Genomic DNA, 24,836 nt, shown 5'->3' with positions numbered 1-24,836 from the left:
GGCGGGGCCTCGTGGACGGGGTGAGCCGGAGGTTGGTGATTTGCGAGTGCGCCGTTTGCGCTTGTGGCGAAACGAGGGGGCGTCCTGTGCTCGCACGGGTCCCGGTGGCGCCGCCGCGATCGCTAGGTTTTTGGGGCGCTGCGGGTCGATTGACAGCCGATCTCGCAGCAGGTAGCAAGACACACTCTGGCCCGCGGTAGAGGAGAGGATCGATGCGCTCGTTCACGTTTCAGGACGGAAATTCGGACAAGTTCTGGGAGATCGCCGTCGAGGGCGAGGCGACGAAGGTCCGCTTCGGTCGGGTCGGGACGGCGGGGCAGACGAAGGTGAAGGAGCACGGCTCCCGGGCGGCAGCGAAGGCGGCCGCCGAGGCGCTGGTGGCCGAGAAGCTGGAGAAGGGCTACGCGGAGGCGGGGGCCGGGGCGAAGAAGAAGAAAGCGAAGGCCGAGCCTGCGAAGGCGGCGAAGGTAGCGAAGGCCGAGCCTGCGAAGGTGGCGAAGACGCCGGCGAAGGTAGCGAAGGCCGAGCCGGCGAAGGTTGCAAAGGCCGAGCCTGCGAAGGTGGCGAAGAAGCCGGCGAAGGTCGCTGCGAAGGCGGCGAAGCCTGGGGTCGCGGCGGCGGCGGAGACCGCAGTGACGAAGGCGAAGGCGGAGAAGCCTGCCACGACTTCCCAGACGGAGGCGAGCGACGCGGTGTCGGCGTTCGTGGCCCCGGACGAGCGGCTGGCGAGGCTCGACCGCAAGCGGCTGGCGGCGAGTCTGGTGAAAGAAGAGGACGCGTACGGCCAGATGCAGCTGCTCGAGGCGGCGGTCGAGCCGTTGCTGGCGGACAGCGACGAGGTGCGTCGCGTGACGTTCGGGCTCCTGTGGGAGCTGTGGGCCAACGGCTGGCTCTCGCAAAAGAAGGTGGCGCCGGCGGTGAAGCGGTCGCTGCTAGCGAACCTCACCGAGGGGGTGGAGGACGAGCAGCTGTCGCTGTCGGCGCGCGAGGTGCTGCGGCTGTTCTCGCGGGTCGATGCGCCGGGGTTGCCGGCGGGGTACCGCGAGCTCGCGGACGCGGACATTCGCGGGCTGGCCAGCCGACCGCTGCGCGAGCGTGAATATGAGGAGGAGTCGACCCAGACGCTGTTCCCGGGGTGGCCGAAGCACCTCGACGAGATCGTGGTGCGGCTGGGCGCCGAGGGGCTGGCGACGCTGACGCGAGACCCCGGATTCGCGGGGCTGCCGGCCTGGCAGCGCGACGGGGTCAATGCAGTGATGCGCCGCCGCGGGATGCGGACGCTGGAGTTCTCGGGCAACATGGCAGCGCGCCTCGCGTTCGCGTTCTTGCGCGAGGGCTTCGGGGTGGAGCGTGTGGGCGGGGGCCTGTCGGGTCGCTACGTGGCGCGGGCGGTCGAGGGAGAATGGCGCGACGACGTGTCGCTGCCGCTCGTCGACGGGCGCTTCGGGCCCGAGCTGCTGCAATATGTGGAGCTGTTCACGGGGCGCGACGAATGGCAAGAGGCGCTGCTGTGGTTCGTATTGTCGCCGCGGGCGGGATCGCGTGGGCCGGGGTCGTTCGCGCAGATCGTGCCGGCCCTGGACATCGCCTCGCCGGCGCAGCGGCGGGCGCTGATGGGCCACTATGCGACGGACCCGGAGGACCTGCTGCGATTCGCCACGGCCGAGGAGCTGCTGAGGTGGGCGCAAGGCGAGGCGGAGGACGAGGACGATTCGCTGCCGCAGCGCAGCGCGCTGCCGGCGTTGCTCGCGGCGGGCCGTCAGGGCGAGCCGCTGCCCGAGCCGCTCGTGGAAGGTGTTCTGAAGGACAGGTGGATGCTCGACGGCTACGGGCGACTGGGGCGGGACCGGGCGACGTGGGGCACGCCCGAGGGCCTGGGGCTGCGCAGGACCCGGCATTACATCGAGCTGCTGCGCCTGCTGCCGCGCGACCGCGCCAGGCGAGCGCTGCTGGGGCGCGTGCGCGGGGAGAACGATTCGGCGCTGATCGCCGGGCTGTTCGACGACGAGGTGATGCGAGCGGTGGTGGCCGCGGTGCGGGCGAAGAAGCAGCCGGAGGCGCTCCTGCTGCCGTACGGGGCGGCGCTGGTGGGGGAGGCGGCGACAGGGCCGCTGTACGCGGCGTGGAAGGCGGTGCCGGCCAAGGAGAAGCCGGCAGAGATGGAGCTGCGCATGGCGCTGGTGTACGCGCTGGCCCGGGCGGAGGCGTGGCCCGAGCCGATCGATCAGGCGCTGCAGTTTCACGGCTGGGGCGAGCAATGGCGTGACCCGATCCTCGGCGGTTATGGGCACGCGGACCAGTTCTTCCAGAAAGAGGTGCTGCCGGCGCTGGAGGCGGCGATCGAGAAGCTGCCAGCAGCGCGGCGCGAGGCGGTGCTGGCCCGGGCGCTGGCAGACGCGGCGCCGGCCAAGCTGCCGCCGTTCGTGCGCACGCTGCCGCTGGTGGCGCGCACGCCGGCGCTGCACGAGGCGGCGGTGCGCAGCCTGGTGGCGTGCGAGCAGAAGCTGGACCTCGAGGACTGTGGGCATTACTTCGACGAGCTCATCGCGCGCACTTCGACGGCGGAGCGCGAGCGTTTGCTGGTGCTGGCGTTCTCGCTGGCGGGCAAGCGCAAGCAGGAGCTGTGGGGGCAGTTCGTCGACGAGGACCGCTACGAGGCGCTGCGCCGCGGGGGCAAAGCGAGGTAGACGGCCTCAATCGGCGCTTCGCGGATCGAGCCGCGGTGCGCTGCTTTTTTAGACCCGCTCCAGGCGCCAGACGGTCGTCTGCCGGGTCCCGTGGTGCCACACGACGGCCGCGAAGCGGTCGGGGGCCAGCGGGGCGGCGAGCTCGATGAATCCCTCGCTGTCGCTCACCGCGTCGAAGCCCACCAGGGGGACCAGCGCAGCTTCGCGGAGGTCGGAGGCGGCGACGATGGGGCCCTGCTCGGTCGCCAGGAGCAGCACGTGGTGGTCGTCGAGGAAGCCGCCCCACACGTCGATGCCCATCTGCACCTCCGGCAGGTCGTCTGCCACCTCGAGGCGCGCGGCGATGTCGAGCTGCGGCCACGTCGCGACCACCGCGCGCCCCGGATCGCTGGGATAAGGCGGCAGCAGCACCCGGGTGCCGTCGGGGCTGAATCCCCGGTTCACGAACGCCTCGGCGGGGAACACCTCACGGACCGTCAGCGCGTCACCCTCGGCGCGGATCACCGTGAGCACGTTGCCGTCCTGGCCCATGATGAAGTCGCAGAGGACCGCTGGCTCGGTCGGGTGCACGAGGGCGTGCGCCCACGCGGCGTCGGCCTCGACGCGTCGTTCGTCGAGCACGAGCCCCTCCAGGTCCATCAGCAGCACGCGGTGGAACTCCGAGAAGGAGCGGCCCCCGGCGGGGGCGCCGGGCGCGGTGACAATGAGGCGATTCGGTGTGATGAATGTGGCGGAGTCCGCGGCCACCGCGATGACGGCGGGGTCCGGGCGCAGGGTGTCCGCGACGATGCATAAACCACCGTCGATCGCGGCCGCGAGCGCGCTCAGATCGGGCCGCGCGTCGAGCAGCTTCGCTTCGGGGGGCAAGCCGGTGGGCGAGCGGCGGAGGGGCTGCAGGTCCTGGTCCCACGCCGTGAGCGTGCCGTCCTTGAGCGAGAGGTGGGGTCCTCGCGCGGTCCTGCTCAGGGGCAACGTGCCTTCGAGCTCCGGCACCGTTCGGACCAGCTTCGCTTGCATGGGCATGGGCGGCACGGTAGCAGCCCCGTGGCCCCGGCCGGGCCCGCGGAGGGTCGGCGGGGCGTGACCAGGCTCAGCGCGCGCGCGCCATGCGTCACTGCACCTTGAAGGTCTGGACCGGCGTCTTGACCTTCGCGCCGCACTCGTTGACGACGGCGTACCACTCGTAGCTGGTGCCGGGCTTGAGGCCCTCGGCCGCGAAGGCGAGGGCGGGGCCGGGGCCGCTGATCGAGCCCTTCAGCTCGAACACGCCGGTGGCCGCGGAGAGGTCGACCGTGAGGGTGAACTGCTCCTTCGGTCCGGTCATCGACTTGTTGAGCGTCGGCGAGAAGGTCTCGACCTTGAGCTGGTTCTTCTTCGGCGAGAACCGCCACAGGCGCATGTAGCCGCAGCCGCCGGCGCAGTCCTCGGCGCCGATGATGAGGTCCTGGTAGTCGGCCAGCATCGAGTGGATGACGTGGCCCTTGTGATTGTCGGTGCGGCGGTTGCGGAACTCCTTGATGTGGCCGCTCGTCATCAACTGGACGTTGTCGACGGTCTTCATCGCCTCGTAGATCTGCTTGCCCTCGCCGGAGAAGCCGCCGTCGGCGCGGACGATATGGTGGGAGTTGACGATGCCGAGCGCGTGCGGGTGGTCCTTGAAGACGCCGCGGGCCCACTGGAGGACATCGGGGTCCTGGCCGAGGTCGCCGCGGTATTCGAGGCTGACCATCACGACCTCGAGGTTGCCGGCCTGGACGACGATCCAGTTGTTGTCGTTCTTGCTGCCGTAGTGGCCGCCGTAGTAGCCGCGCTTCTCGAACCGCTTGACGCCGAAATACTTGTTGAAGAGGCCCGTGCCGAAGGGCTTGTTGTCGTGGGCGTGGGCGCCGTTGTCATGGTTGCCGACGGCGATGCCGTAGGGGATGCCGTCGGGGAAGTTGGGCTTCTCGGTCTCGAGGGTCGTCATCGCGGTCTGGGCGCGCTGCCACTCGAGCTCGATCTGGTTGCCGTGCTGGACGACGTCGCCGTTGTGCAGCACGGCGACGATGCGGTCGGTGTTGCGGTGCTCCCACACCCATTTGGTCTGGTCCTGGTACTGAGGGAAGTTGCCGGGGAACTGGGTGTAGTTCTGCGTGTCCGGCATGATGACGATCGTGAAGTCGTCGTCGTCGCTGAGCTCGTGGACCTCGCGGAGGTGAAACTTGGCGGTGGCGTCGGCGAGGATCTGGCCGCTGAGGGTGACGGCGAGCTCGGTGGTCGCGCCGGCGATCGTGGCACCGTCGGCAGGGGCGCTCGGCACGGCGTCGAAGTCGGCGGGCGGGGTGTCGCCGCAGCCGGGCAGCAGCGGCTCCTCGGGCTCGCCAGTGCTGGTGCTGTCGTCGAAGCCGGTGGTGCTGTCATCGACGCCGCCGCTGGTGGTGCCAGCGACGGTGGTGCCGGAGGTGGTCGGGTCTTCGCCGCCGCTGGTGGCGGTGGTGGCCGCGGTGGTCCCCGTGGTCGTGTCCTGGCCCTCGCTGGTGCCGGTGGTGGTAGTGCTGCTGCCGATCGCGCCGCCGGTGGTCGTCGGGGTGGCGGTGGTGGTAGTGGCGTCGTCGGTGCAGGCGGCCACGAGCGAGAGGACGGCGATCCAGGAGGCGGGGCTCGATGCGCGCATCCGCGAATCTTACGATCGGCGCAGGCGCGCGCCTAGCCCGATCGTGCGAGTTTCGCCGCTCTGCGCAAGCAGAGGGGGGATGATTCCCGCACTGCAATGCGTGCTCGGACAGTCGAGGTACGAGGGGTCGCTCGCACGCGGCAATGGCATGACCACAGCGGGCAATGCCTGCAGCGGGATTGTGAGCACCACGAGGGCGCCGCTGCCGGGTGACGCGGCGTGGCATGACTGCCGCGAGCCATGGGCACGCCGAGATCGAGGGCCCTGTGGATTCGCTCCTGGGTGGCGCCACCAGGGGGCCCCGGGGCGGCCCCAGGACGGCTTCCAGGCGGTTCGGGCTGCGTCGCGGCCGCTGCGCCGCGCACGGACCTCTGCGATCGCGACGGGGCGAGGCTGCCCGCGGGGTCGTCATGGCCGACCCGTGGTTCGCACATTGCCGCGGCGTCGTCGCGCAGCGAGCTTCGCAGCGGGCCCCGCGAGCACCCATGATTGCCCACCCGTGCCCGTCGCGCCCGTGCGTGGCCGCGTGGCGTCGGCGCTGACCTCCGCGAGCTCGCGGGCATCGCGGCCGCGGGCGCGCGCAAAGACGCGTTGACGCAGCACCCCCTGCGTGCAAATCATGCCCAGAAGCGGTCAAACGGCCTCCATCTCATGAACCAGCCCGATCTCGTGTCGTCCGGCTCCGGGTCGCTCGGAGACCTTTCCGTGTTCACCCTGGACGTGGCGGACCTGCCGCTGCAGGTGGTGCGATTCACCGGGCAGGAGTCCATCTCCGAGCTGTTCCGCTTCTCGGTCGAGGTCGCCAGCGCCTCGCACATCGACCCCGAGACGTTCGTCGGTCAGCCGGCGCTGCTGACGATCCAGGGCCTCGACGTCGAGCGGGTGATCCACGGGGTGGTGTGCGAGGCGGAGTACATCGGCGAGACCCGCTATCTCCAGCGATACGCGCTGATCGTCGAGCCGTGGGCGCACCGGCTGCAGCACCGCCACGACTGCCGGATCTTCCAGGACAAGACCACGGAGCAGATCGTCGGCGAGGTGCTGACGAAGGCCGGCCTGCCGCGCGATTGGTTCCGCTTCTCGTTGACCGGGACGTACGCGCCGCGCAACTACTGCGTGCAGTACCGCGAGAGCGACCTGGCGTTCGTCAGCCGGCTGCTCGAAGAGGACGGCATCTTCTATTTCTTCGAGCACGAGGCGAATCGGCACGTGTGGGTGATGGCCGACCACGTCGGGGCCCACGGCCCGATCCCCGGGACCGCGACGGTGTGGTTCAACCGGCCCAACAACCTGATCCAGGACCGCGAGCACGTGAAGGAGCTGCAGATCGGCAGCCGCGTGCGGACCGGCAAGGTCACCCTGCGCGACCTGAACCTCCACCGGCCCGACCAATCGATGGAGGTCAAGGAGGCGGCCAAGCAGAACCCCGAGCTCGAGCAATACGACTACCCCGGCGAATATCAGTACCCGGGGCGGGGCGGGCCGCACCAGGGCCAGGCGATGGCGCGGATCCGCCTCGAGGCGCACCAGGCCACCCGCCGGCAGGCCGTCGGCGCCAGCGACTGCCCGCGGCTGGTCGCGGGGGCGGTGATGACCCTGGTCGGGCACCCGCACGAGGAGCTCAACGGCGAATATCGCCTGCTCCGCGTCGAGCACAAGGGCGAGCAGCCGCAGGCGCTGCTGCACGACGCCAGCGGCGAGATGTCCTATCATAACAGCTTCACGGCGACCGAGCTGAAGGTGCCGTTCCGGCCGGCCCGGGTCACGCCGCGGCCGGCGGTGCGCGGGGTGCAGACGGCGACCGTCGTCGGGCCCGACGGCGAGGAGATCCACACCGACGAGCACGGCCGGGTGCGCGTGCAATTCCACTGGGACCGCGAGGGCGAGCACGACGAGCGCAGCACCTGCTGGGTCCGCGTCAGCCAGGCGTGGGCGGGGCACGGCTGGGGCACGATGTTCCTGCCGCGCATCGGTCACGAGGTGCTGGTCGACTTCATCGAGGGCGACCCGGACCGGCCGATCATCACCGGGCGCATCTACCACGGCATGAACGAGACGCCGTACACGCTGCCGGAGCACAAGACGCGCAGCACGATCAAGTCGGACAGCTCGATCGGCGGCGGCGGCTACAACGAGCTGCGCTTCGAGGACAAGAAGAACGACGAGCAGATCTTCCTGCACGCGGAGCGCAACATCGACGTGCGCGTCAACAACGACGCGTTCTCGACGGTGTTCCGCCACTCGCACGTGACGGTCGGCAGCGACGAGCAGGGCAAGGCCGGCGACAGCCTGGTCCAGCTCTATCACGACCATCACCTCAAGGTGCACCGCCACACCACGGCGCACCTCGGCGGCGACGTGCAGCTGCTGGTCGGCGGCATCGATGCCCCGGGGCGCGTCGACCTGCACGTGCGCAGCGACAAGCTCGAGCTGGTCGACGGCGACAGCCACGCGCACGTGCGCAAGAGCCTGCTCGAGAAGGTCGACGACTCGGTGTCGCGCATCGTCGGCGGCAACGAGCAGGCCCGCATCGCCGGTCGTCTGGCGGTCGAGGCCGGCGACGAGGTCCACTTCAAGGCCAGCAGGATCGTGCTCGACGCCGGCGAGGCGCTGACGATCCAGGGCCCGGGCGGGTTCATCACCATCGACGCCGGCGGGATCTACATCAAGGGCAGCATGGTCTATATCAACAGCGCGGGCTCACCGGTGCGCGGGGCCGCGGCCGATCCGCGGACGGCGGCCGACGCGAAGGACGCCCTGCCGCTCAGCGCGATCGAGTCGGAGCGCGGGTCGAAGTGAGCCAGCGTCAGGGACGGACACGATGCTGACGATCGGCAAGGACCAACTGGCGCGCTTCCGCGAGCCGCCGCGGCGCGCCTTCGAGATCGAGATGGTGGCCCACCTGGCCGCCTTCTCGCCGCCGCTGTTCAAGACGCTGGGCGAGGCGCAGATGCTGGTGGTCGTGCAGCAGGGCATGCAGGCGGCCGAGCGCCACGGCTTCGACCTGCGCGGGCCGGTGCGCATGTACCTCGAATTGATGCTGCTGTTCGGCAGCCGCTTCGACACCGATCCGCAGTACCCGTGGTTTCACGAGCTGCTGACGACGGCGACCGACGATCCGCAGATGCAGCGAGCCGGGCGCATCCATGACCGGGTGACGGAGTACCGGCGGCAGGTGGCCGGGCCGGACGACGACTTCACGTTCGCGGCGCTGCGGCGGATCCTGCAATTTGCGGAGCAGCCGCTCGAGTACCCGCCGGCGCAGATCGTCGGCGAGCTGGCGCGCCAGTTTGCGGCGGTGTACCCGGAGAAGGCGGCTTACATCGGGGAGCAGGCGCTGACGAGCCTGATCGCCGAAGGGGTCGAGGCGGCGCGTGGCCTCAAGTCGCCGAGCGCCCGCGGCGAGGCGCTGATGAGCGTGCTGATGTTCGCGTTCGGCCACGGCTGCGCCGACGATCCGCTGTATCCGTGGATCGCCAACACCATCCGCGACGGCCTGGCGCCAGAGCCGGCGAGGTGGCCGGTCCGGCTCGAGAAGAAGGCGGTCACCTGGCTGAAGCACGTGCTGGGTGACCTGCCGAGGAGGAGCTGAGCATGGCGCACCGGCAGGGACTTAGCGATCTCAACACGGGGTCCGGCGCGAGCCCGGTCAACTCGCCGGTCGGCGCGTGCGTGGGCGATTGCCCGCGCTGCTGCGCGAAGGTGACGCAGGAGCAGATGACGGCGATCTTCCCCAGCGCCTCGTCGGCCAAGATCACCGCGGTGATGGACGCCTTCAACAGCGCGTTCGAGAAGTTCGAGCTCAACCGCTGCCTGCGCAAGGCCCACTTCTTCGCCCAGATCCGGCAAGAGGTCGGGGCGTCGATCAACGCGCTGACGGAGAACCTGAACTACAAGGAGTCGGTGCTGAAGGAGAAGTTCAATTACTTCCGCGACAACCCGGCGGAGGCGGCGCTGTACGGCAGGAACGACGATCACCCCGCCGACCAGGAGGCGATCGCCAACCGGGCCTACGGCAAGCGCAACGGCAACGGCAGCATCGAGAGCGGGGAGGGCTGGCTGTACCGCGGGCGCGGGTACATCCAGATCACGGGCAAGGAGATCTATCAGAACGTGCAGAACCAGATGAACGCCCGCTACCCCGGCAACGGGCTCGACATCGTGGCGAACGTCGAGCAGACGCTCGAGCCAAAGGGCGGGATGCTGTCGGCGATGGCGTACTGGCGCTGGAAGAAGCTCAACGAGAAGTCCGACCTCGGCGACACCGGCGCGCACGTCGACGCTATCACCGACGTCGTCAACTACTACACCGATTCGAGAGAGAGCCGGAAGACGCACTTCAACACGACCAAGGTCGTGTTCAAGGTGGCCGAGTGCACCAACCGCCCGAAGTGAGCGCGGCGGTCAGCGCAGCTCGCGGAGGCCGCCGTCTTCGTCCTCGTAGAGGATGCAGCCGAGGTCCTGCAGCAGCTCGGCGCGCTGCTCGGCGGTGAGGACCTCGGCGGTGGTGCGCATGACTCTCGGGTCGTAGAAGCGGAAGAACAAGCGGCGTGACTGACCCTCGCCCTTGACGACCAGGAACTGGCGCAGGTGGCGGCGCACGGCCTCGAACTCGGCGCTGCTCTCGAGGAAGATGCCCCAGGCGTCGCCCCAGCCCTCGGTGACGAGGCGATCGAGCAGGCCGGAGTCGCGGCGGAACTGGACGAGGTAGGGGGCGACGTCGTCGAGGGCGCGGCCCGGTTCGCCGTCGTAGAGCGAGGCGTGGGGGTCGACGCTCTCGTCGAGCAGCACGAGGGCGCGGTCGGAGCGAGCGGCGTCGATGACGGCGTAGAGGTCGCCGGCGTCGCGACGGCGGCGCAGCTGTTCGAGCGCGGCGGCGCTGGCGGGCGTGGGCGCGGCGGGCGAGCGCGGCGGGGTGCGGTCCTCGACGAGGAAGCGGAAGGTGGTGGCGCCGGCCTTGACCCACCCGCGGTTGGCCAGCTCGCCGTACCACCCGGGCGCGCCGTCGATCGTGAGCTGGTGCGGGTCGTGGGCCCGCACGTGGGCGCAGACGCCGTCCCACACGATCTGGAATTGCGGCGAGCCGGCGGCGTCGGCGTGGACCACGAAATCGGCGCGCGCGGTGCCGACGGTGCGCGGCTCGCCGTGCTCGAGGATCAACTTGCGGAACGCGTCGCGGCCGGTCCACACCTGCAAGATGCCGCGGCGCCGCAGCGGCGGGCCCTTCGGCAGCAGCGGGTAGCGGTGGAAGGTGTAGTCGAGCTCCTCGAGCTGGTCGGCGAACTCGGGGTCGATCGACTCGAGCTCCCGCGCGGCGAGCGGGCCGACGGTCGTGCGCGCGCGCTCCTCGGGGTACGGCACGCGGCCGTCGGCGGTGGTGCGGGCCATGAACTCGAGCTGCGCGTCGACCTGGCGCAGCAGCGGCCAGCGCGAGGGGTCGAGCTCGCGGGCGCGCTGCTGGGCCTCGCGCAATACCTCGGCGAAGGCGTCGCGCGACAGGATCCGCATCGTGTCGGCCATGGCGAGGATCCTACGGGAGCACCAGGCTGGCGCCGGCGTGGAAGACCTTGGGGACCATGAGCTGGGTGCCGCCCCCGTCGCAGGGGACGATCTGGCCGGGGTCGTCGATCGTCGGCGGCATCGACCAGGTGTCGGTGATCGCGGCGGCGGTGCTCTTGAGGCCGAGCGCGGGGACCTCGTCGTCGAAGGCGATCACGCGCCTGTCCCGTGGGACAGGTGGCGGGGTGGGCTCACCGTCGACGAGCGGGTAGACCTGCTCCGAGACGCCGAGCTGCTCGGGCGCGACGGCGGGGTCGAGCGCGAAGTACTGGCCGGTGCCGGCGCCGGGGACCCCGCGCTGGTAGAGGGTGCGACCGGCGATGTCGACGACCTCGACGGGCTGCGAGATGTCGATGCCGCCGATGTGCGACCAGATCCGGCTCGGCTTGAGCTTGTCGCCGCCGTGCGCGGCGTAGAACTGATAGGCGACGGCGTAGCGGGCGGACCGGCGCAGGTCGTCGAGGCCGTCGGCCTGATCGGGCTGAACGGCGAGCTCCTGCGGGGTGAAGCCGTCGGCGGCGGACAGGGCAGCGCCGAGGAGCGCGCCGACCGGGGGCTCGTCGTCGACGAGGGTGACGGTGTCGGTCTCGATCTCGGCCGAGTCGTCGCGGTCGTCCATCTCGCGCCGCCGCCGCTCGCACTCCTCACAGAACGGGGTGGCGCGGCGAGCCGCGGTGAACATGGCCATGCTCTGCGGTGAACCACCGATGATGACCGTGGGACAGCCGGCGGTGACCTGGCCGCCGTGGGACGAGGGGTCGGTCTTGCGCGCGGCGTCGCGGAAATTGATGAGCACCGTCGGCGAGCCGTCCTGGACGCTGTCGGCCGGACCGACGGGGAAGCAGACGATGCTGTCGCCGACCCGGGCGGCCGGCGAGTAGCCGATGATGACGTTGGCGCTGCCGCTGAGGATCGGTCCGCCGACGTGCGGGACGGGCCCGGGCTCGACCTTGGGGCAGGCGTGCATATCACCAATTCGTGCGGCGTCGGGCATGCTGCGGCGGTCCTCGGCGGCGCGCTCACGCGGGCGCAGAGAGCCACTCTATCAGAGACGGTCGGCGGCTTCGCGGCGCGCGGGTCACGAGGCGGCGCGCGTGAAAGGGCGACGTCGCTGCTGCGTGGTGGAGGCGTGTGAAACCGCGCGAGGTCGGCGATCGGCGATCGATGGCCGACGGATCGGTCGTGGTAGGGTGATAGCGCTTGCCCGGACGACTCCTGACCGCGCTGCGCAGCGAGACGCACGAACATCACCGGCAGCTCGACGCTGCCCTGGCCATGTCGGCCAGCGCGATCACCCGCGATCGCTACGTCGCGTTCCTGCGCGGCAGCCTGGCCGCGGTGGCGCCGCTCGAGGCGGCGATGCTGGCGTGGTTCCCGGCGCCGGGCGAGCCGACGCGGCGCGAGTGCCTGCTCGCCGACCTCGCCGCGCTCGGTGCTGTCGCGGGGGCCGAAGACGACGCGGCGCCGATCGACGCCACCCGCGAGCAGGCTCTCGGTTGGAGCTACGTGCTCGCCGGCTCGACGCTCGGCGGGATGGTGCTGGCGCGCGAGGTGGAGGCCGCGCTCGGGCCGGCGGCGCCCACGCGATACTTGCGGTTGCGCGGCGAGGGCACCGCGGCGGCCTGGAAGGCCTTCCTCGTCGGGCTCGCGGAGCACGACGAGGCGCTGAGCGAAGCGCAAGTCGTGGCCGTGTGCCGCGCTGCCGCCGCCGCGTTCGCGCGCTTTACCGCTGCATTCACGGCAGCGGGAGCGATACGCTAGCGCGCGCATGGAGCCGGTCACCCTCGACACCTGCGCTAGCGAGCCGATCCACATCCCGGGGGCGATTCAGCCGCACGGCGTGCTGCTGGCCTGCCGCGGCGCGGAGCTGGTGGTCCAGCAGGTCAGCGCCAACGTCGGCGAGCACCTCGCGGTGACGGCCCAGGCGGCGCGCGGGGCCTCGGCGCTGGCGCTGTTCGAGCCGGGCAGCGCGGACCGTCTGCGGGCCGCGGCCGCCTCGGAGGCGCTGCGCGAGCACAACCCGCTGCCGCTGACGGCGCGCTCCGGTCGCAGCTTCGAGGCCGTGCTCCACCGCGTGGGCGACGTCCTCGTCGTCGAGCTCGAGCCGCGCGCGAGCGCCCCTGGGGCCGCCGCCCCGGCCCCGGCCTTCGATCCGCGGCTGCGCGCCAGCGTGCTGCGCCTGCAGGCGGCGCGCGATGTCGCCGCGCTGACTTCGATCGCCGCCGCCGAGGTCCGGGCGATCACCGGCTTCGACCGCGTGATGGTCTATCGCTTCGACCCCGAGTGGAACGGCGAGGTCGTGGCCGAGGACCGGCGCGCCGACCTCGAGCCGTTCCTCGGGCAGCACTATCCGGCCTCCGACATCCCCGCGCAGGCGCGCCGGCTCTACACCATCAACTGGCTGCGGCTGATCGGCGACGTCGACTACCGACCGGTGCCGCTGCTGCCGCCGCTCGACCCGGCGAGCGGGGCGCCGCTCGACCTCAGCCACGGCGTGCTGCGCAGCGTGTCGCCGATCCACATCGAGTACCTGCGCAACATGGGCGTGACGGCGTCGATGTCGATCTCGCTGCTGGTCGACGGCGCGCTGGCGGGGCTGATCGCCTGCCATCATTACAGCGGGCCGCGGGTGGTGCCATTCCAGATCCGCGAGACCGCCGAATTCCTGGCCCAGGCGCTGTCGTGGCAATTGAGCGTGCTGGAGCGCGCCGACGAGGCCGAGCAGGCGCGGCGCGCCCAGGTCCAGGAGGCGGCGATCGTGCAGTCGGTGGTGACGCACGCGGAGATGCTCGACGGGCTGGGCACGCCGGCGCTGCTCGAGCTGGTCGGGGCGACCGGGGCGGCGGTGGTGCTCGAGGAGGGCTTCCGCTGCGTCGGCGAGTGCCCGGGCGCGGACGAGGTCGCGGCGCTGGTGGCGTGGCTGCGCACGGCGAGCGACGACGTGGTCGTCACCGATCGGCTGGCGGTGCGGTTCCCGGGCTCGGTCGGATTCGCCGGCCAGCCGGCGGGGTTGTTGGCAGTCGCCGTGTCGCGGGCGCTGGGCGAGTACATCCTGTGGTTCCGCCCCTCGACCGAGCAGACCATCGATTGGGCCGGCGGCCCGGCGAAGACCGCGGTCGGGGCGAGCGGCGACGGGCCGCCGCGGCTGAGCCCGCGCGGCTCGTTCGCGCTGTGGCGCGAGACGGTCCGCGGGCGCAGCTTGCCGTGGCAGGCGGCGCACATCGAGGCCGCGTCGAGCCTGCGCCGGGTGCTGCTCGGTGGGGTGCGCCAGCGGGCCTCGGAGCTGCGGACCCTCAATCAACGGCTGCTCGACACCGACCGCGCCAAGGACAACTTCATCGCCACGGTCAGCCACGAGCTGCGGGCGCCGCTCAACGTGATCTCGGGCTGGGCGCAGATGATGCAGGAGGGGTTCGTGCCGGCGGTGCAGGTGCCGCACGTGATCGAGGTCATCGCCCGCAACGCCCAGCTGCAGACCCAGATCGTCGACGACCTGCTCGACGTGTCGCGCATGGCCAGCGGCAAGCTGACGCTCGAGGTCGCCGAGCTCGACCTGCGGGCCGCGGTGGGGGCGGCGCTGGAGACCGCCGCGCTGGCGATCCGCGCCAAGGAGCTGCAGCTCGTGCGCACGTTCGCCGACGCGCCGCTGCCGGTGCTCGGCGACGAGACGCGGCTGCGCCAGATCGCCGGCAACCTGGTCACCAACGCCGTGAAGTTCACGCCCAAGGGCGGGACGATCCACGTCGACCTGCGACGCGTCGGCGACGACGCGGTGGTCACGGTCCGCGACACCGGCCAGGGCCTCGCGCCGGCGTTCGTGCCGTTCCTGTTCGACGCGTTCCGCCAGGCCGACGCGGGCATGAACCGGCGCTCGCAAGGCCTCGGGCTCGGGCTGGCGATCGTGCGCAAGCTGGTCGAGCTGCACGGCGGCCAGGTCCACGGCCAGAGCGAGGGCGAGGGGCGCGGGGCGACGTTCACGGTCCAGCTCCCGCTGGCCACGGCCGGCTCGCGCGAGGCGCTGCCGCAGGTCGAGAAGACCGCTCCGCCGCGCCCGCTGGCCGGCCTGCGCTGCCTGCTGGTCGAGGACGAGGCCGACTCGCGCGAGCTGCTGCAGCGGGTGCTCGAGCTCGGCGGCGCGACGGTGACGGCGGTGGCCTCCGCCTCCGCTGCGCTGGCCGCGGCCGCCGCGGGCGGGTTCGCGGTGATGATCTCGGACATCGGCATGCCGGAGCAGGACGGGCTGCAGCTGATGCGCACGCTGCGAGCGCGGCCCCGCGAGCAGGGCGGGGCGCTGCCTGCGATCGCGCTCACGGCCTACACGCGCGAGCTGGACCGGGTCTCGGCGCTGCAGGCCGGGTTCCAGGCCCACATCGGCAAGCCGATCGACGCCCAGGCGCTGATGGAGCTGGTCGCCGAGGTCGCGGGGCGAAGGCGCTGAAGTCCCGTCATTGGCCCGGGTCGCACGAATGGGGAGGTCGTGCGGGCGACGCTCGCGCGTCGAAGTCGCGGGCGGCGGAACCGCGCGGCGCGGCTGGCCTTGAGCGGGGGCGGGCCGGCCGGCTACCCTGCCCGGGATGACCGGCTGGTCGACGAACCATGACGGCGTGGCGATCGAGGTCGCGGTGACTCGCGGCGACGCGGGCGGCGACCGGCTCGACGTGCAGGTCGAAGTCGAGGATCGCGGCGAGCTGGCGCTCGAGCGGCTGCTCGCCGCGCTGCGCCACGCCACCTCGCAAGCCGAGCTGACGGCCCACGGCGTCGCCGGGGCCTACCGGGTCGAGGACCTGCTCGCGGTCGAGGCCGCGGTCGCCGACGACGACGGCCCGCGGCTCGAGCGGTGGTTGCGGCGGCGCCTGGCCAAAGAGACAGCCGTGCACGTGCGCCCGCGCGACGGCCGGGCCCGCGCCCGCGCCTCCTTCGTCCGCCGCGGCGAGCGGCCGACCTCGCAGCGCAAGCTCTACGCGCGCAGCGACGGCAAGATCCGCGTCGAGGCGTTCGAGCTGCACGTCGTCGAGCACTGCAACCTGCGCTGCGCCCACTGCTGCAACATGTCGCCGTACCTCGGCGAGCACACGCAGTCGGTCGCCGACATCGAGGCGATATGCCGGACGATGGCGGCGCAGCTGCAGGTCGACGTGTTCAAGATCATGGGCGGCGAGCCGCTGCTGCACCCGGACATCACCGGGGTGCTGCACGCGATCCGGCGCAGCGGGATCAGCGACACGGTGCGCCTGTTCACCAACGGCCTGCGGCTGCACGCCATGGACGACGGGTTCTGGGAGGCGCTCGACGAGCTGACGATCTCGCACTACGCCAGCGCGCCGGTGCGGCCGGCCCACCTGGCGGCGGCGCGGGAGAAGGCGCGGGCGTTCGACGTGGTGCTCAACGTCAAGCCGGTCGGCGAGTTCAGCGAGGTGATGCGGGCCGAGCGCGAGCACGACGACGCCGCCCTGCGCGCGACCTACGAGCGCTGCTGGCTGCGTCACCGCTGCCTGGTGGTCCGCCGCGGCAAGTTCTACATGTGCACGCGGGCCGCCTACGCCGAGGAGTTCCACCGCGACATCGCCCACGGCGCCCACCCGGACGACCGCGAGGCCGCGCGCGCCGGGGATGGTGTGCCGCTCGATGCGCCCGACCTCGGCGCCGCGCTGCTGGCGTACCTCAACCGGGTCGAGCCGCTGGTCTCGTGCCGCTTCTGCCACGGTGGCGACGGCCCGGTCGCCGCGCACTCCCAGCTCTCGGGGGCGGACGTGCGCGCCGGCCGGCTGCACCCGCTGCGCGTGCCCCGGGCATGACGGCGCACTGCTATGAATGGCGGGGCCGGCGGGGAGCGTCGCTGGTCGGCCTGGTCGGCGGCGCCGCGGTGAGCCTCGATGCGCACGGCGTGCGAGCGGCGTTCGGCGAGGTCACGGCCGACGGCTCGACCTGCATCGCCGGCGCGCGCCTGGTGCTGCCGCCGTGGCTGCGCGGGGTGCATCACCGCGGCCCGCCCGGATCGCTGCATTCGCTGCTCGCTGGCGCCCTCGATGCGTTGCCGGCGGGGCGGGTCGCGCTGGCGCTGAGCGGCGGCGTCGACTCGGCCGCGCTCGCGGGCCTGCTCGGGGCGCGTGCGACGGTCTACACATTGGCGCCCGAGCTGCCCGGATACAGCGAGGAGGCCGAGGCGCGCGCGGTCGCCGGGGCCCTGGGGCTGCCCTTGCGGGTGATTCGTGTGACCGCGGCGGATTACGTGGAGGCGCTGCCGCAGGTGATCGCGGCCTGCGAGGCTCCGCTCTACAACCTGCACCCGGTCAGTCGGTGGCTGCTGGCGCGGGCCGTGCGCGCCGACGGCCACGACGTGCTCGTCACCGGCGACGGCGCCGACGAGGTGTTCCGCGGCACCTCGGGCGCCGATTACCTGCCGATCGTCGGCGCCCTGGCTCGCGCGGCCGGGCTCGAGCCGGGCGCGCCGTTCCTCGCCGAGGCGGTCGCGCGCCACGTCGCCGAGGATCCGCACAAGCACGCGCTGCGGCGCCTGGCGGTCGAACTCGGGGTCCCCGAGGCGATCGCGCGCCGGCCCAAGCAGCCGCGCTTCGCCCCGCCGATCGATCTGTCGCCGCTGTGGGACGGCCCGCGGGTCGCCGCCCTGGCGCAGGCGCTCGGCCGCGAGCCCGACCTCTCGAGCGATCGCGGGCGCGTCGGCTGGACCACGCTCGCGCTGCTGTCGCGGCGCTTTCCCGGGTTGATCGTGTCGTGTGCGGCATAGCGGGGATCGTGCGCTTCGACGGCGGGGCGGCGGCGCAGCTGGCTCGCGCCCGGGTCATGCGCGAGCGGCTGCGCCACCGCGGCCCCGACGGTGAGGGCGAGCTCGTCGACCCGTATTGCGTGCTTCAGCACACCCGGCTGGCGCTGCTCGATCGCGAGGGCGGCGCCCAGCCGATGACCACGCCCGACGGTCGGTTCTCGATCGTGTTCAACGGCGAGGTCTATGATCATACCGCGCTGCGCGCGGAGCTCTCGTACCCGTTCCGCACCCGCTGCGACGCCGAGACGGTGCTGGCGGCCTTCGCCGCGTGGGGCCCGGCGTGCGTGCGCCGGTTCAACGGGATGTTCGCGTTCTTCGTGTGGGACCACGCGCGCCGCTGCGGGTTTTTGGCCCGCGACCCACTCGGGGTCAAGCCGCTGGCCTACGCGTGGGACGGGGTCGAGCTGGTGTTCGCCTCGGAGGCGCACGCGGTGGCGCACTGCCGTGATTCGCCGGTGCGCGCGGACGATGACGCGGTGCTCGAGTACCTGATCGCTCCGTGCTTCAGCGGGGTGGCGACTTCGATGTTCGAAGGCGTCGAATACCTGCAGCCGGGCCACACGCTCGAGGTCTCGCGCGAGGGCGCGACGGCGCGGCGCTACTTTCGCTTCGAGGTCGCGGCGGACGGCGAGGCGCCGGCGCCGGAGGCACTTCGATCGGCGCTGCAGCGCGCGGTCGAGCGGGCCTGCGTGGCCGAGGCGCCGATCGGGGTGTTCCTCAGCGGCGGGCTCGACTCGAGCGCGATCGCGGCGTTCGCCGCCGCGGCGCTGCCGGAGCCGCCGCCGGCCTATACGATCGCGTTCGAGGGCATGGCCGGGTTCGACTATGATCATTCGACCATCGTCGTGTCCGATGATTCTCCGTTCGCGACCCGGGCGGCGGCGGCCAGCGGGCTGTCGCTGATGCGGGTGCAGGCGCCGCGCAGCGAGCTGGCCGCGGACCTCGAGCGCATCGCCCGGCACAACGACGCGCTGCCGGCGTGGGAGCAGGAGGTCGCGCAGGACCGGCTCGCGCGCGCGGCGGCCGGGACGGTCAAGGCGGTGCTGGTCGGCGACGCGGCCGACGAGACGCACTTCGGCTATCACTTCCTGCTCGACGCGGCGGCGACGGCCAGCCCGGCGGCGATCTTGCGCCGCTTCGGCCAGGTGCCGGTGCGCCGCGAGGTGCTGGCAGATCCGCTGGCGACGTTCACGGAGCGCTACCGGGCGTGGATGCGACCGAGTGATTCGCCGGCGCAGCGCATCGCGGGCACGACGGCGCTGATCGTCGAGCGGTGGTTGCCGCGGCTGCTGCACAACGGCGACGTGCACACGATGCGCGCGGGGCTCGAGGCGCGGGTGCCGTTCGCCGATCGCGAGCTGCTGGCGCTGGCGGCCGCGGTGCCGCCAGCGTCGGGGCTCGCGGGCGGGGTCGAGAAGGCGGTGCTGCGCGCGGCGCTCCGCGGGGTGGTGCCGGAGGAGATCCGCGCACGCCGCAAGTCGGCGCTGCCGAAGGATCAGGGGGCCGCGGGGGTGCTTCAGAGCGAAGCGTCGCGGCTGCTGGCGGACCCGCCGGAGCTGGTGCGAGCGCGGGTCGATGTGGCCGCACTGGCGCCGCTGCTGGCGCCGCAGCGGCGGCTGATCGAGTGGGAGCGGGCGGCCCTGTTTCGCATCATCGGCCTGTGCCACTTCGGGCATCATCACGGGATCCCATGACCCGCGCGCTGTTCGTCGTGCTCGCCGAGAAGGGCCACGTGCACCCGTTCATCGGGCCGGCGCAGGAGCTGGCGCGGCGCGGTCACACCGTCGGCTTTTACTCGCCGTGCGACCTGCGCGAGCCGCTGACGCGGGCCGGGTTCGCGCCCGAGCGCGTGTTCGTCGGCGCGAGCGGAGCGCCGCCGCCCGAGGCCAATCGCGGGGCGGAGTTCGCCGCGCTGGTCGCGGACCCCGAACGACTGCGCGCGTGGATCGCCGCGATGCTGGTGGACACGGTGCCGGCCGAGGTCGAGCAATTGACGCGAGTGGTGGGCGAGTTCCGGCCCGATGTGATCGTCGCCGACCCGATGGCCTACGCGGCGCCGATCGTGGCCGCGCGCGCCAACCTGCCGTGGGCGGGGCTGTCGACGTCGCTCAACCCCGTGGTCCCGGATTCGTGGCACAGCGAGCTGGTCGCCACGACCTCGGCGCTGCCGCGGGCCGAGCTGTTCGCGGGGTACGGTGTGCCGGTGCCGCGGTTCCGCGTCAGTGATTGTCTCTCGCCGTGGCTCAATGTCGCGTGGACGACGCCCGCGCTGCTCGGTCGCGAGGTCGCGGACGTGCTGCTCGCGGGCGGATCGCTGCCGATCGCGGCGCGCGGCGACGAGGTCGAGGTGCCAGGGCTCGATCCGCGGCCGCTGGTGCTGATGGCGCTCGGCAGCCAGATCTGGCATCAACCGCGCATGTTCGAGGTGGTGATCGCGGCCTCGCGCGGTCAGCCGTGGCAGCTGGTGCTGGCGATGGGCGAGCTGGCCCGCACGTTCGCCGCGCCGCCGGATGTCCAGCTGGTCGCGTACGCGCCGCAGCTGGCGCTGCTGAGCCGCGCCCGCGCGCTCGTCAGCCATGGCGGCGCCAACTCGGTGATGGAGGCGCTGGCCCACGGCGTGCCGCTGTTGATTGCGCCGATCTGCAACGACCAGCCGCACAACGCCCGCTTCGTCGCCGAGGCCGGGGCCGGCGTCGCCTGCGACCTCGCGCGCGCCGATGTCGACGAGGTCCGGCGCCACCTGGCGGCGCTGTGCGGCGACGGTGCGCCGCGTCAGCAGGCGCGGCGCATCGCGGACAGCTATTACGCTGCGGGGGGCGCCCGCGCGGCCGCCGAGGCGGTGTTGGCATTATGTCGCACGTGATCCCCGTGACCGTCGCGGCCAAGAACGAGGAGCGGGCGCTCGGGCCGTGCCTCGACGCCTTGTTGGTGTCGGCGCGTCACGCCGCGCAGCAGGGGATTCGCTGCGAGCTCGAGGTCGTGCTCGACGACTGCAGCGACGGCACCGAGGCGGTCGCCGTCGCGCGCGGGGTGGCGACGCGGCGGGCCAGCGGCGGCAAGGTCGAGGCACAGCGCGCGGGGCTGCGGCCGGGGCCGTTCCAGATCTTCGTCGACGCCGACGTGCTGGTGACGCCGCCGACCCTGGCGGCGCTGGTGCGCTCGATGCTGGCGCGGCCGGAGCTGGTGGTCGCCTGGCCGCCGCGCGTGCCGCTGCCGCCGGTGGCGCGCGGGCGGCTGGCGCGGGCGCTGCACGTGTACAACCGCGAGCGCGGGTTCTCGTCGCAGCGCACGTGGTTCAACGGCAAGTGCTTTGCGATCCGCGGCTGGGACGTGCCGACGCGGGCCGAGCTGGCGGGGCGGATCGGTGGCCTGCCGCGTGACCGCTTCTACGACTTCGCGGCCGGCATGCGCGTCGACGACATCTATCTCTCGCGCCGGATCGTCGGCGAGCACGGGCCGCAGGCGCTGGCCGAGACCGCGGAGGGGTGCGTATATTTCCGGGCGCCGGAGACGCTGCGCGGGATGTACCGTTATTACCGGCGCATGCGCATGGAGCTCGAGCGGTGCAGCGCGCTGTTCCCCGAGCTCGACGCGGCGCACCGGCGCTTCGGCGCGCGGCGCCCCGACCGGCTGGCCGCGGCGCCGCTGGCCGACCGGATCGCCTATCATGAATTTCAGCTGGCGCTCGCGGCGTGCAAGATCGGGTATCACGTCGAGCGCTGGTATTATCAACACATGTCGCGAAGGACATGTCCGGCCTGGCCGCCGGTCGAGGAGACCAAATGCTCGCTCGCCACCGAGATCCCCGGGTGACGCCGGTCGAGCTGTGGGACCTGGTGGTCGACGGCGCGCCGCTGTACGCGGCGCCGCGCGACGCGAGCTACGGGCGGGCGCTGGCGCGGGCGGTCGAGGCGCTGATCGCCGGCGAGGCGGCCTGCGAGTCGGCGACGCCGCTGCCGCCGCTGTGCCGCAGGATCGACCGGGTCGTGCTGGCCGGCGGTGCTTCGGGACATGTCCGCTGGGACAGCTCGCAAGTACCGGCCGCGGTCGCGGCGGCGCCGGAGCGGTGCGCGGAGCAGGGCGGTCTGGCGGTGCTGGCCGGCGCGCAGGGGCTGGTGGTCGACCTCGGGCAGAGCCGGCTGAAGATCGTCGCCAGCGACGGCCGACGCTGGAGCTCTCCGCGCGATCTGACGGCGATCCCGATCAGCGGGCGGCCGGTCGAAGGTGCCGGGCGGACGGCCCTGATCGGATTCGTGGCGGCCGGGCTGCGGGAGATGGCAGCGGGAGGGTGCGAGCGGATCGTGATGGCGCTGCCCTGCGAGATTTCGCCGGAGGGGGCGCTCGGGACGTGCTCGTATCCGTGGTACGCGGGCGAGCCGATCGTCGAGGCGTTCCTGGCGGCGGCAGGGCTGGTCGGGGTGCCGACGCTGCTGGTCAACGACGCGGAGCTGGCCGCGATCGGAGTGGCGGAGGCCGGGGTGGCGCCAGGAGTGACGCTGGTGCTGACGCTCGGGTTCGGGGTCGGCGGGGCGCTGGTGCAGGGGTGAAGATTCGAGGATGCGCATCGGGGACGGGCGATTCGGCGAGGGGCGGGGGCGTGATCTTGCGAGTCGAGGTAGCGCGCGTCGCTGACGGGGTGATGGTGCTCAAGGCGCCGCGCGTCGCTGACGGGGTGATGGTGCTCGAGGCGCCGCGCGTCGCTGACCGCGTGACGGGGCTCAAGGCGCCGCGCGTCACTGACCGGGTGATGGTGCGAATCGAGGCGCCGCGCGTCGATGGCCGGGTGATGCGAATCGGTGAGGCGTCGAGCGGAGAGTGCGAATCGTGGCACCGCGAAACGAGACCGTGATGACATTCGGTGCGGCGCGGCCGAGGAGCGATCCGTGACGGCGTTGGTGATCTCGCCGCACCTCGACGACGCGGTGCTTTCCTTGCCGGCGTGGTTGGCGGCGCGGGCCCGGAGCGAGCGGGTGATCGTGGCGACGGTGTTCAGCGAGGGCGACGCGGACCACGCGACGCGGCGGGCCGAGGACGTCGCGGCGACGTCGCTGCTCGGCGCGGAGTTTTTGCATGTGGGCCTGCGCGACGCGCCCGAGCGCCTGGGCGTGCCGCGGAGCTTCCGCGCGCTGGTGCTCGGCGAGGTCGAGGCGGCCGATGCAGCCGAGGTGGCGCGGGTGATCGCGGCGGTGGTGATGCGCGTGCGACCGGAGACGGTGCTGTTGCCGCTCGGGGTCGGCGAGCACGTCGATCACCGGGCGGTCCACGCGGCGCACGTGGGGATGGCGGGGCGCGTCGGTTTTTATGAGGACCGCCCGTACGCGCTGGTGCGCCACGCGGTGCGGGCCCGGCTGCGGCAGATCGGCGCGGCGGTCGACGGCGAGCCGGTGGCGCCCGCGCCGGCGGAGGAGTTCCTGGCGTCGGCGCGTGTGAGCGCGTTCATGCGGGCGTACCTGCCGGCGAGCGAGCGCGAGGCGTGCCTGGCCCCGCTGGCGGCGATGCTGTCGGCGCCGACGCAGCCGCGCCTGGGGCTGCGCCGCGAGGTGCAGGTGTTCGCCGAGCCCGACCCGCGCGCGAGTGCGGCGGTGCGCGCGTACTCGTCGCAGCTGGGGGCGCTGTTCGGCGAAGCAGACCCGGGGGCGGTGCTGCTCGGCGATGCGCCGCACGTCGAGCCGATCTGGTGGCGGGAATGATGCGCTGAAGCGGGCCCGCGTCAGCGCGGCGGCCTCGGCACCGTCGCCAGGCCGGCCTGCTCGAGCAGCCCTGCAAAGGCGATCGTCGTGCGGTCGGCGAACAGGTCGCCGATGATTTGCACGCCGGTCGGCAGGCCCGCGCGCGACAGGCCCAGCGGGGCGGCGGTGGCCGGCAGGCCGGGGAACGTGGCCAGGCCCGGCCACGCCATCTGCACCCCGTACGGCGTCTCGGCGCCGTCGATCACGAGGCGGCGGTCCGCCCAGTCGGGGCGGTCGTCGTGGGCGAAGGCGGTGACGCCGAACGGCGGGGTCAGGACGACGTCGATGTCGTCGAACAGCCGCTGCCAGCGCCGCGCCAGGCGGGCCTGCGCGTCCTTGAGGCTCATCCACGCGTGGGCGTCGACCGGGGTGGCGTTCGGGGTGCCGCGCGAGAGGATGGTCAGCAGCATGTCGCGGTAATCGGCGTGGGCCCGCGTCAGGTCGGGCAGGGCGTCGTGATGCCGGAGCACGCGCGCGCCAGCGGCGGCCAGGGCCTCGGCGAGGGCGGCGATCGGCTCGCGCACGGCGGCGTCGGTGCCGGCGACCGGGTGGGCGTCGAGCACGAGCACGCGGTGCTCGGCGAGGCTGGCGTGGCGCGGTGGCGGCAGCGCCAGGCGATAGGCGGAGCCGGGGAGCGGACCGGCGACGATGTCGAGCGCGAGCGCGAGGTCGGCGGCGCAGCGAGCCATCGGCCCGAGCACGGCGAGGTCGAACTCGGCGCCGTCGGTGGTCGGGAAAGCGTGCCCCTGCATCGGCACGAGCCCGTAGGTCGGCTTGTGGCCGAACACGCCGCACAGGTGCGCCGGCACGCGGATCGATCCGCCGATGTCGGAGCCGAGCTCGAGCGGGACCATGCGTGTGGCGAGCGCCGCGGCGGCACCGCCCGAGGAGCCGCCAGGCGTGCGCGAGGGGTCGTGCGGATGGAGGGTGCGGCCGTAGACCGGGTTGGCGGCCTGCCAGTCGCCGAGCGCCACCGGGACATTGGTCTTGCCGAGGACGATCGCGCCGGCGGCCTTGAGCCGCGCCACGGCGACCGAGTCGGCGGTGACGGGCAGGGAGGCGAACTGGGCGAAGCCCCAGGTGGTCGGTAGGCCGGCGACGTCGTGCGACTCCTTGACGGTGATCGGCACGCCGGCCAGCGGCGAGGCGCGCCGGTCGCCCGCGGCGTCGAACGCCTGGGCCGCGGCGCGCGCCCGCTCGAAGTCGCGGACGACGACGGCGTGGACCGATCCGTCACGCGCCTCGATGCGGGCGATCGCGGCGTCGCAGGCCTCGAGCGCGGAGATCTTGCCTTCAGTGACGGCGCGGGCCGTCTCGCCCGCCGTCGCCTCGTCGATGTCGAAATTCACCATGCTGCCCTCCGGAACGCCGGCGAGCGTATCAAGCCGGCCGCCCCGCGGCACGCGAGTCCGGTGGGGAGGTGC

19 protein-coding genes are annotated in these 24,836 nt (G+C 72.6%); 14 read left to right on the top strand and 5 right to left on the bottom strand.

The window, feature by feature from the left end:
* Positions 1-212: 212 nt before the first annotated feature.
* Positions 213-2,687 carry a WGR domain-containing protein gene (locus POL25_RS06935; protein ID WP_272085111.1) on the top strand — a complete coding sequence of 825 codons (2,475 nt, stop codon included), beginning with the start codon at positions 213-215 and terminating at the stop codon, positions 2,685-2,687.
* 48 nt (positions 2,688-2,735) lie between these two features.
* On the opposite strand, the gene POL25_RS06930 is transcribed toward POL25_RS06935, so the two are convergent.
* Positions 2,736-3,710, bottom strand: coding sequence for a hypothetical protein (locus POL25_RS06930; protein ID WP_272085110.1), 975 nt, complete (start codon positions 3,708-3,710; stop codon positions 2,736-2,738).
* An 88-nt stretch (positions 3,711-3,798) separates the two neighbouring features.
* Complete coding sequence (locus POL25_RS06925; protein ID WP_272085109.1) at positions 3,799-5,340, bottom strand: metallophosphoesterase; 1,542 nt, start codon at positions 5,338-5,340, stop codon at positions 3,799-3,801.
* Between the two features lie 705 nt (positions 5,341-6,045).
* On the opposite strand from POL25_RS06925, the gene POL25_RS06920 reads away from it, so the two are divergent.
* From POL25_RS06920 to POL25_RS06910, 3 genes are read left to right on the top strand one after another with little or no spacing between them, the layout of a single operon-like run.
* Complete coding sequence (locus tag POL25_RS06920; RefSeq protein WP_272085108.1) at positions 6,046-8,139, top strand: type VI secretion system Vgr family protein; 2,094 nt, start codon at positions 6,046-6,048, stop codon at positions 8,137-8,139.
* A 22-nt stretch (positions 8,140-8,161) separates the two neighbouring features.
* The gene (locus POL25_RS06915; protein WP_272085107.1) at positions 8,162-8,932 is read left to right on the top strand and encodes a hypothetical protein; all 771 of its coding nucleotides are present in this window, start codon (positions 8,162-8,164) and stop codon (positions 8,930-8,932) included.
* Between the two features lie 2 nt (positions 8,933-8,934).
* Positions 8,935-9,735, top strand: a complete 801-nt coding sequence (locus POL25_RS06910) for a glycoside hydrolase family 19 protein (protein WP_272085106.1) — start codon at positions 8,935-8,937, stop codon at positions 9,733-9,735.
* 9 nt (positions 9,736-9,744) lie between these two features.
* Here the strand turns inward: POL25_RS06910 and POL25_RS06905 are convergent, their stop codons facing one another.
* Both POL25_RS06905 and POL25_RS06900 read right to left on the bottom strand, forming a co-directional pair.
* Positions 9,745-10,860 (bottom strand): immunity protein Tsi6 family protein, encoded by a 1,116-nt coding sequence (locus tag POL25_RS06905; protein ID WP_272085105.1) that lies wholly within the window; start codon positions 10,858-10,860, stop codon positions 9,745-9,747.
* A gap of 10 nt (positions 10,861-10,870) precedes the next feature.
* Entirely contained in the window at positions 10,871-11,893 is a 1,023-nt protein-coding gene (locus POL25_RS06900) for a PAAR domain-containing protein (RefSeq protein ID WP_272085104.1), read from the bottom strand.
* Between the two features lie 206 nt (positions 11,894-12,099).
* On the opposite strand from POL25_RS06900, the gene POL25_RS06895 reads away from it, so the two are divergent.
* From POL25_RS06895 to POL25_RS06850, 10 genes are all read left to right on the top strand, one after another.
* Entirely contained in the window at positions 12,100-12,660 is a 561-nt protein-coding gene (locus POL25_RS06895) for a biliverdin-producing heme oxygenase (RefSeq protein ID WP_272085103.1), read from the top strand.
* A 7-nt stretch (positions 12,661-12,667) separates the two neighbouring features.
* Positions 12,668-15,337 (top strand): ATP-binding protein, encoded by a 2,670-nt coding sequence (locus tag POL25_RS06890; protein ID WP_272085102.1) that lies wholly within the window; start codon positions 12,668-12,670, stop codon positions 15,335-15,337.
* Between the two features lie 136 nt (positions 15,338-15,473).
* Positions 15,474-16,694 (top strand): radical SAM protein, encoded by a 1,221-nt coding sequence (locus POL25_RS06885; protein WP_272085101.1) that lies wholly within the window; start codon positions 15,474-15,476, stop codon positions 16,692-16,694.
* Complete coding sequence (locus POL25_RS06880) at positions 16,691-17,644, top strand: asparagine synthase-related protein (RefSeq protein ID WP_272085100.1); 954 nt, start codon at positions 16,691-16,693, stop codon at positions 17,642-17,644. Before POL25_RS06885 ends, POL25_RS06880 begins: the two co-directional genes overlap by 4 nt.
* An 8-nt stretch (positions 17,645-17,652) precedes the next feature.
* Positions 17,653-19,377: an asparagine synthase (glutamine-hydrolyzing) gene (asnB, locus tag POL25_RS06875; protein ID WP_272085099.1), complete on the top strand. Its 1,725-nt coding sequence runs from the start codon at positions 17,653-17,655 to the stop codon at positions 19,375-19,377.
* Positions 19,374-20,546: a glycosyltransferase gene (locus tag POL25_RS06870; protein ID WP_272085098.1), complete on the top strand. Its 1,173-nt coding sequence runs from the start codon at positions 19,374-19,376 to the stop codon at positions 20,544-20,546. The genes asnB and POL25_RS06870 overlap by 4 nt, the downstream gene beginning before the upstream one ends.
* A complete protein-coding gene (locus POL25_RS06865; protein WP_272085097.1) occupies positions 20,543-21,496 on the top strand; it encodes a glycosyltransferase in 954 nt (317 codons plus the stop codon). The genes POL25_RS06870 and POL25_RS06865 overlap by 4 nt, the downstream gene beginning before the upstream one ends.
* Positions 21,466-22,230 (top strand): hypothetical protein, encoded by a 765-nt coding sequence (locus POL25_RS06860; protein ID WP_272085096.1) that lies wholly within the window; start codon positions 21,466-21,468, stop codon positions 22,228-22,230. The genes POL25_RS06865 and POL25_RS06860 overlap by 31 nt, the downstream gene beginning before the upstream one ends.
* 92 nt (positions 22,231-22,322) lie before the next feature.
* Positions 22,323-22,532: a hypothetical protein gene (locus POL25_RS06855; RefSeq protein WP_272085095.1), complete on the top strand. Its 210-nt coding sequence runs from the start codon at positions 22,323-22,325 to the stop codon at positions 22,530-22,532.
* A 34-nt stretch (positions 22,533-22,566) separates the two neighbouring features.
* On the top strand, positions 22,567-23,373 hold the full coding sequence (locus tag POL25_RS06850; protein WP_272085094.1) for a PIG-L deacetylase family protein: 807 nt from the start codon (positions 22,567-22,569) through the stop codon (positions 23,371-23,373).
* A 20-nt stretch (positions 23,374-23,393) separates the two neighbouring features.
* On the opposite strand, the gene POL25_RS06845 is transcribed toward POL25_RS06850, so the two are convergent.
* Positions 23,394-24,764 carry an amidase family protein gene (locus POL25_RS06845; RefSeq protein ID WP_272085093.1) on the bottom strand — a complete coding sequence of 457 codons (1,371 nt, stop codon included), beginning with the start codon at positions 24,762-24,764 and terminating at the stop codon, positions 23,394-23,396.
* Positions 24,765-24,836: the final 72 nt, after the last annotated feature.

This window comes from Nannocystis bainbridge, from assembly GCF_028368995.1.
In the GTDB taxonomy this organism is placed as follows: domain Bacteria; phylum Myxococcota_A; class Polyangia; order Nannocystales; family Nannocystaceae; genus Nannocystis; species Nannocystis bainbridge.
Note: the sequence above shows the minus strand (reverse complement) of the source record. Positions and strands in the feature narration are given on the sequence as shown.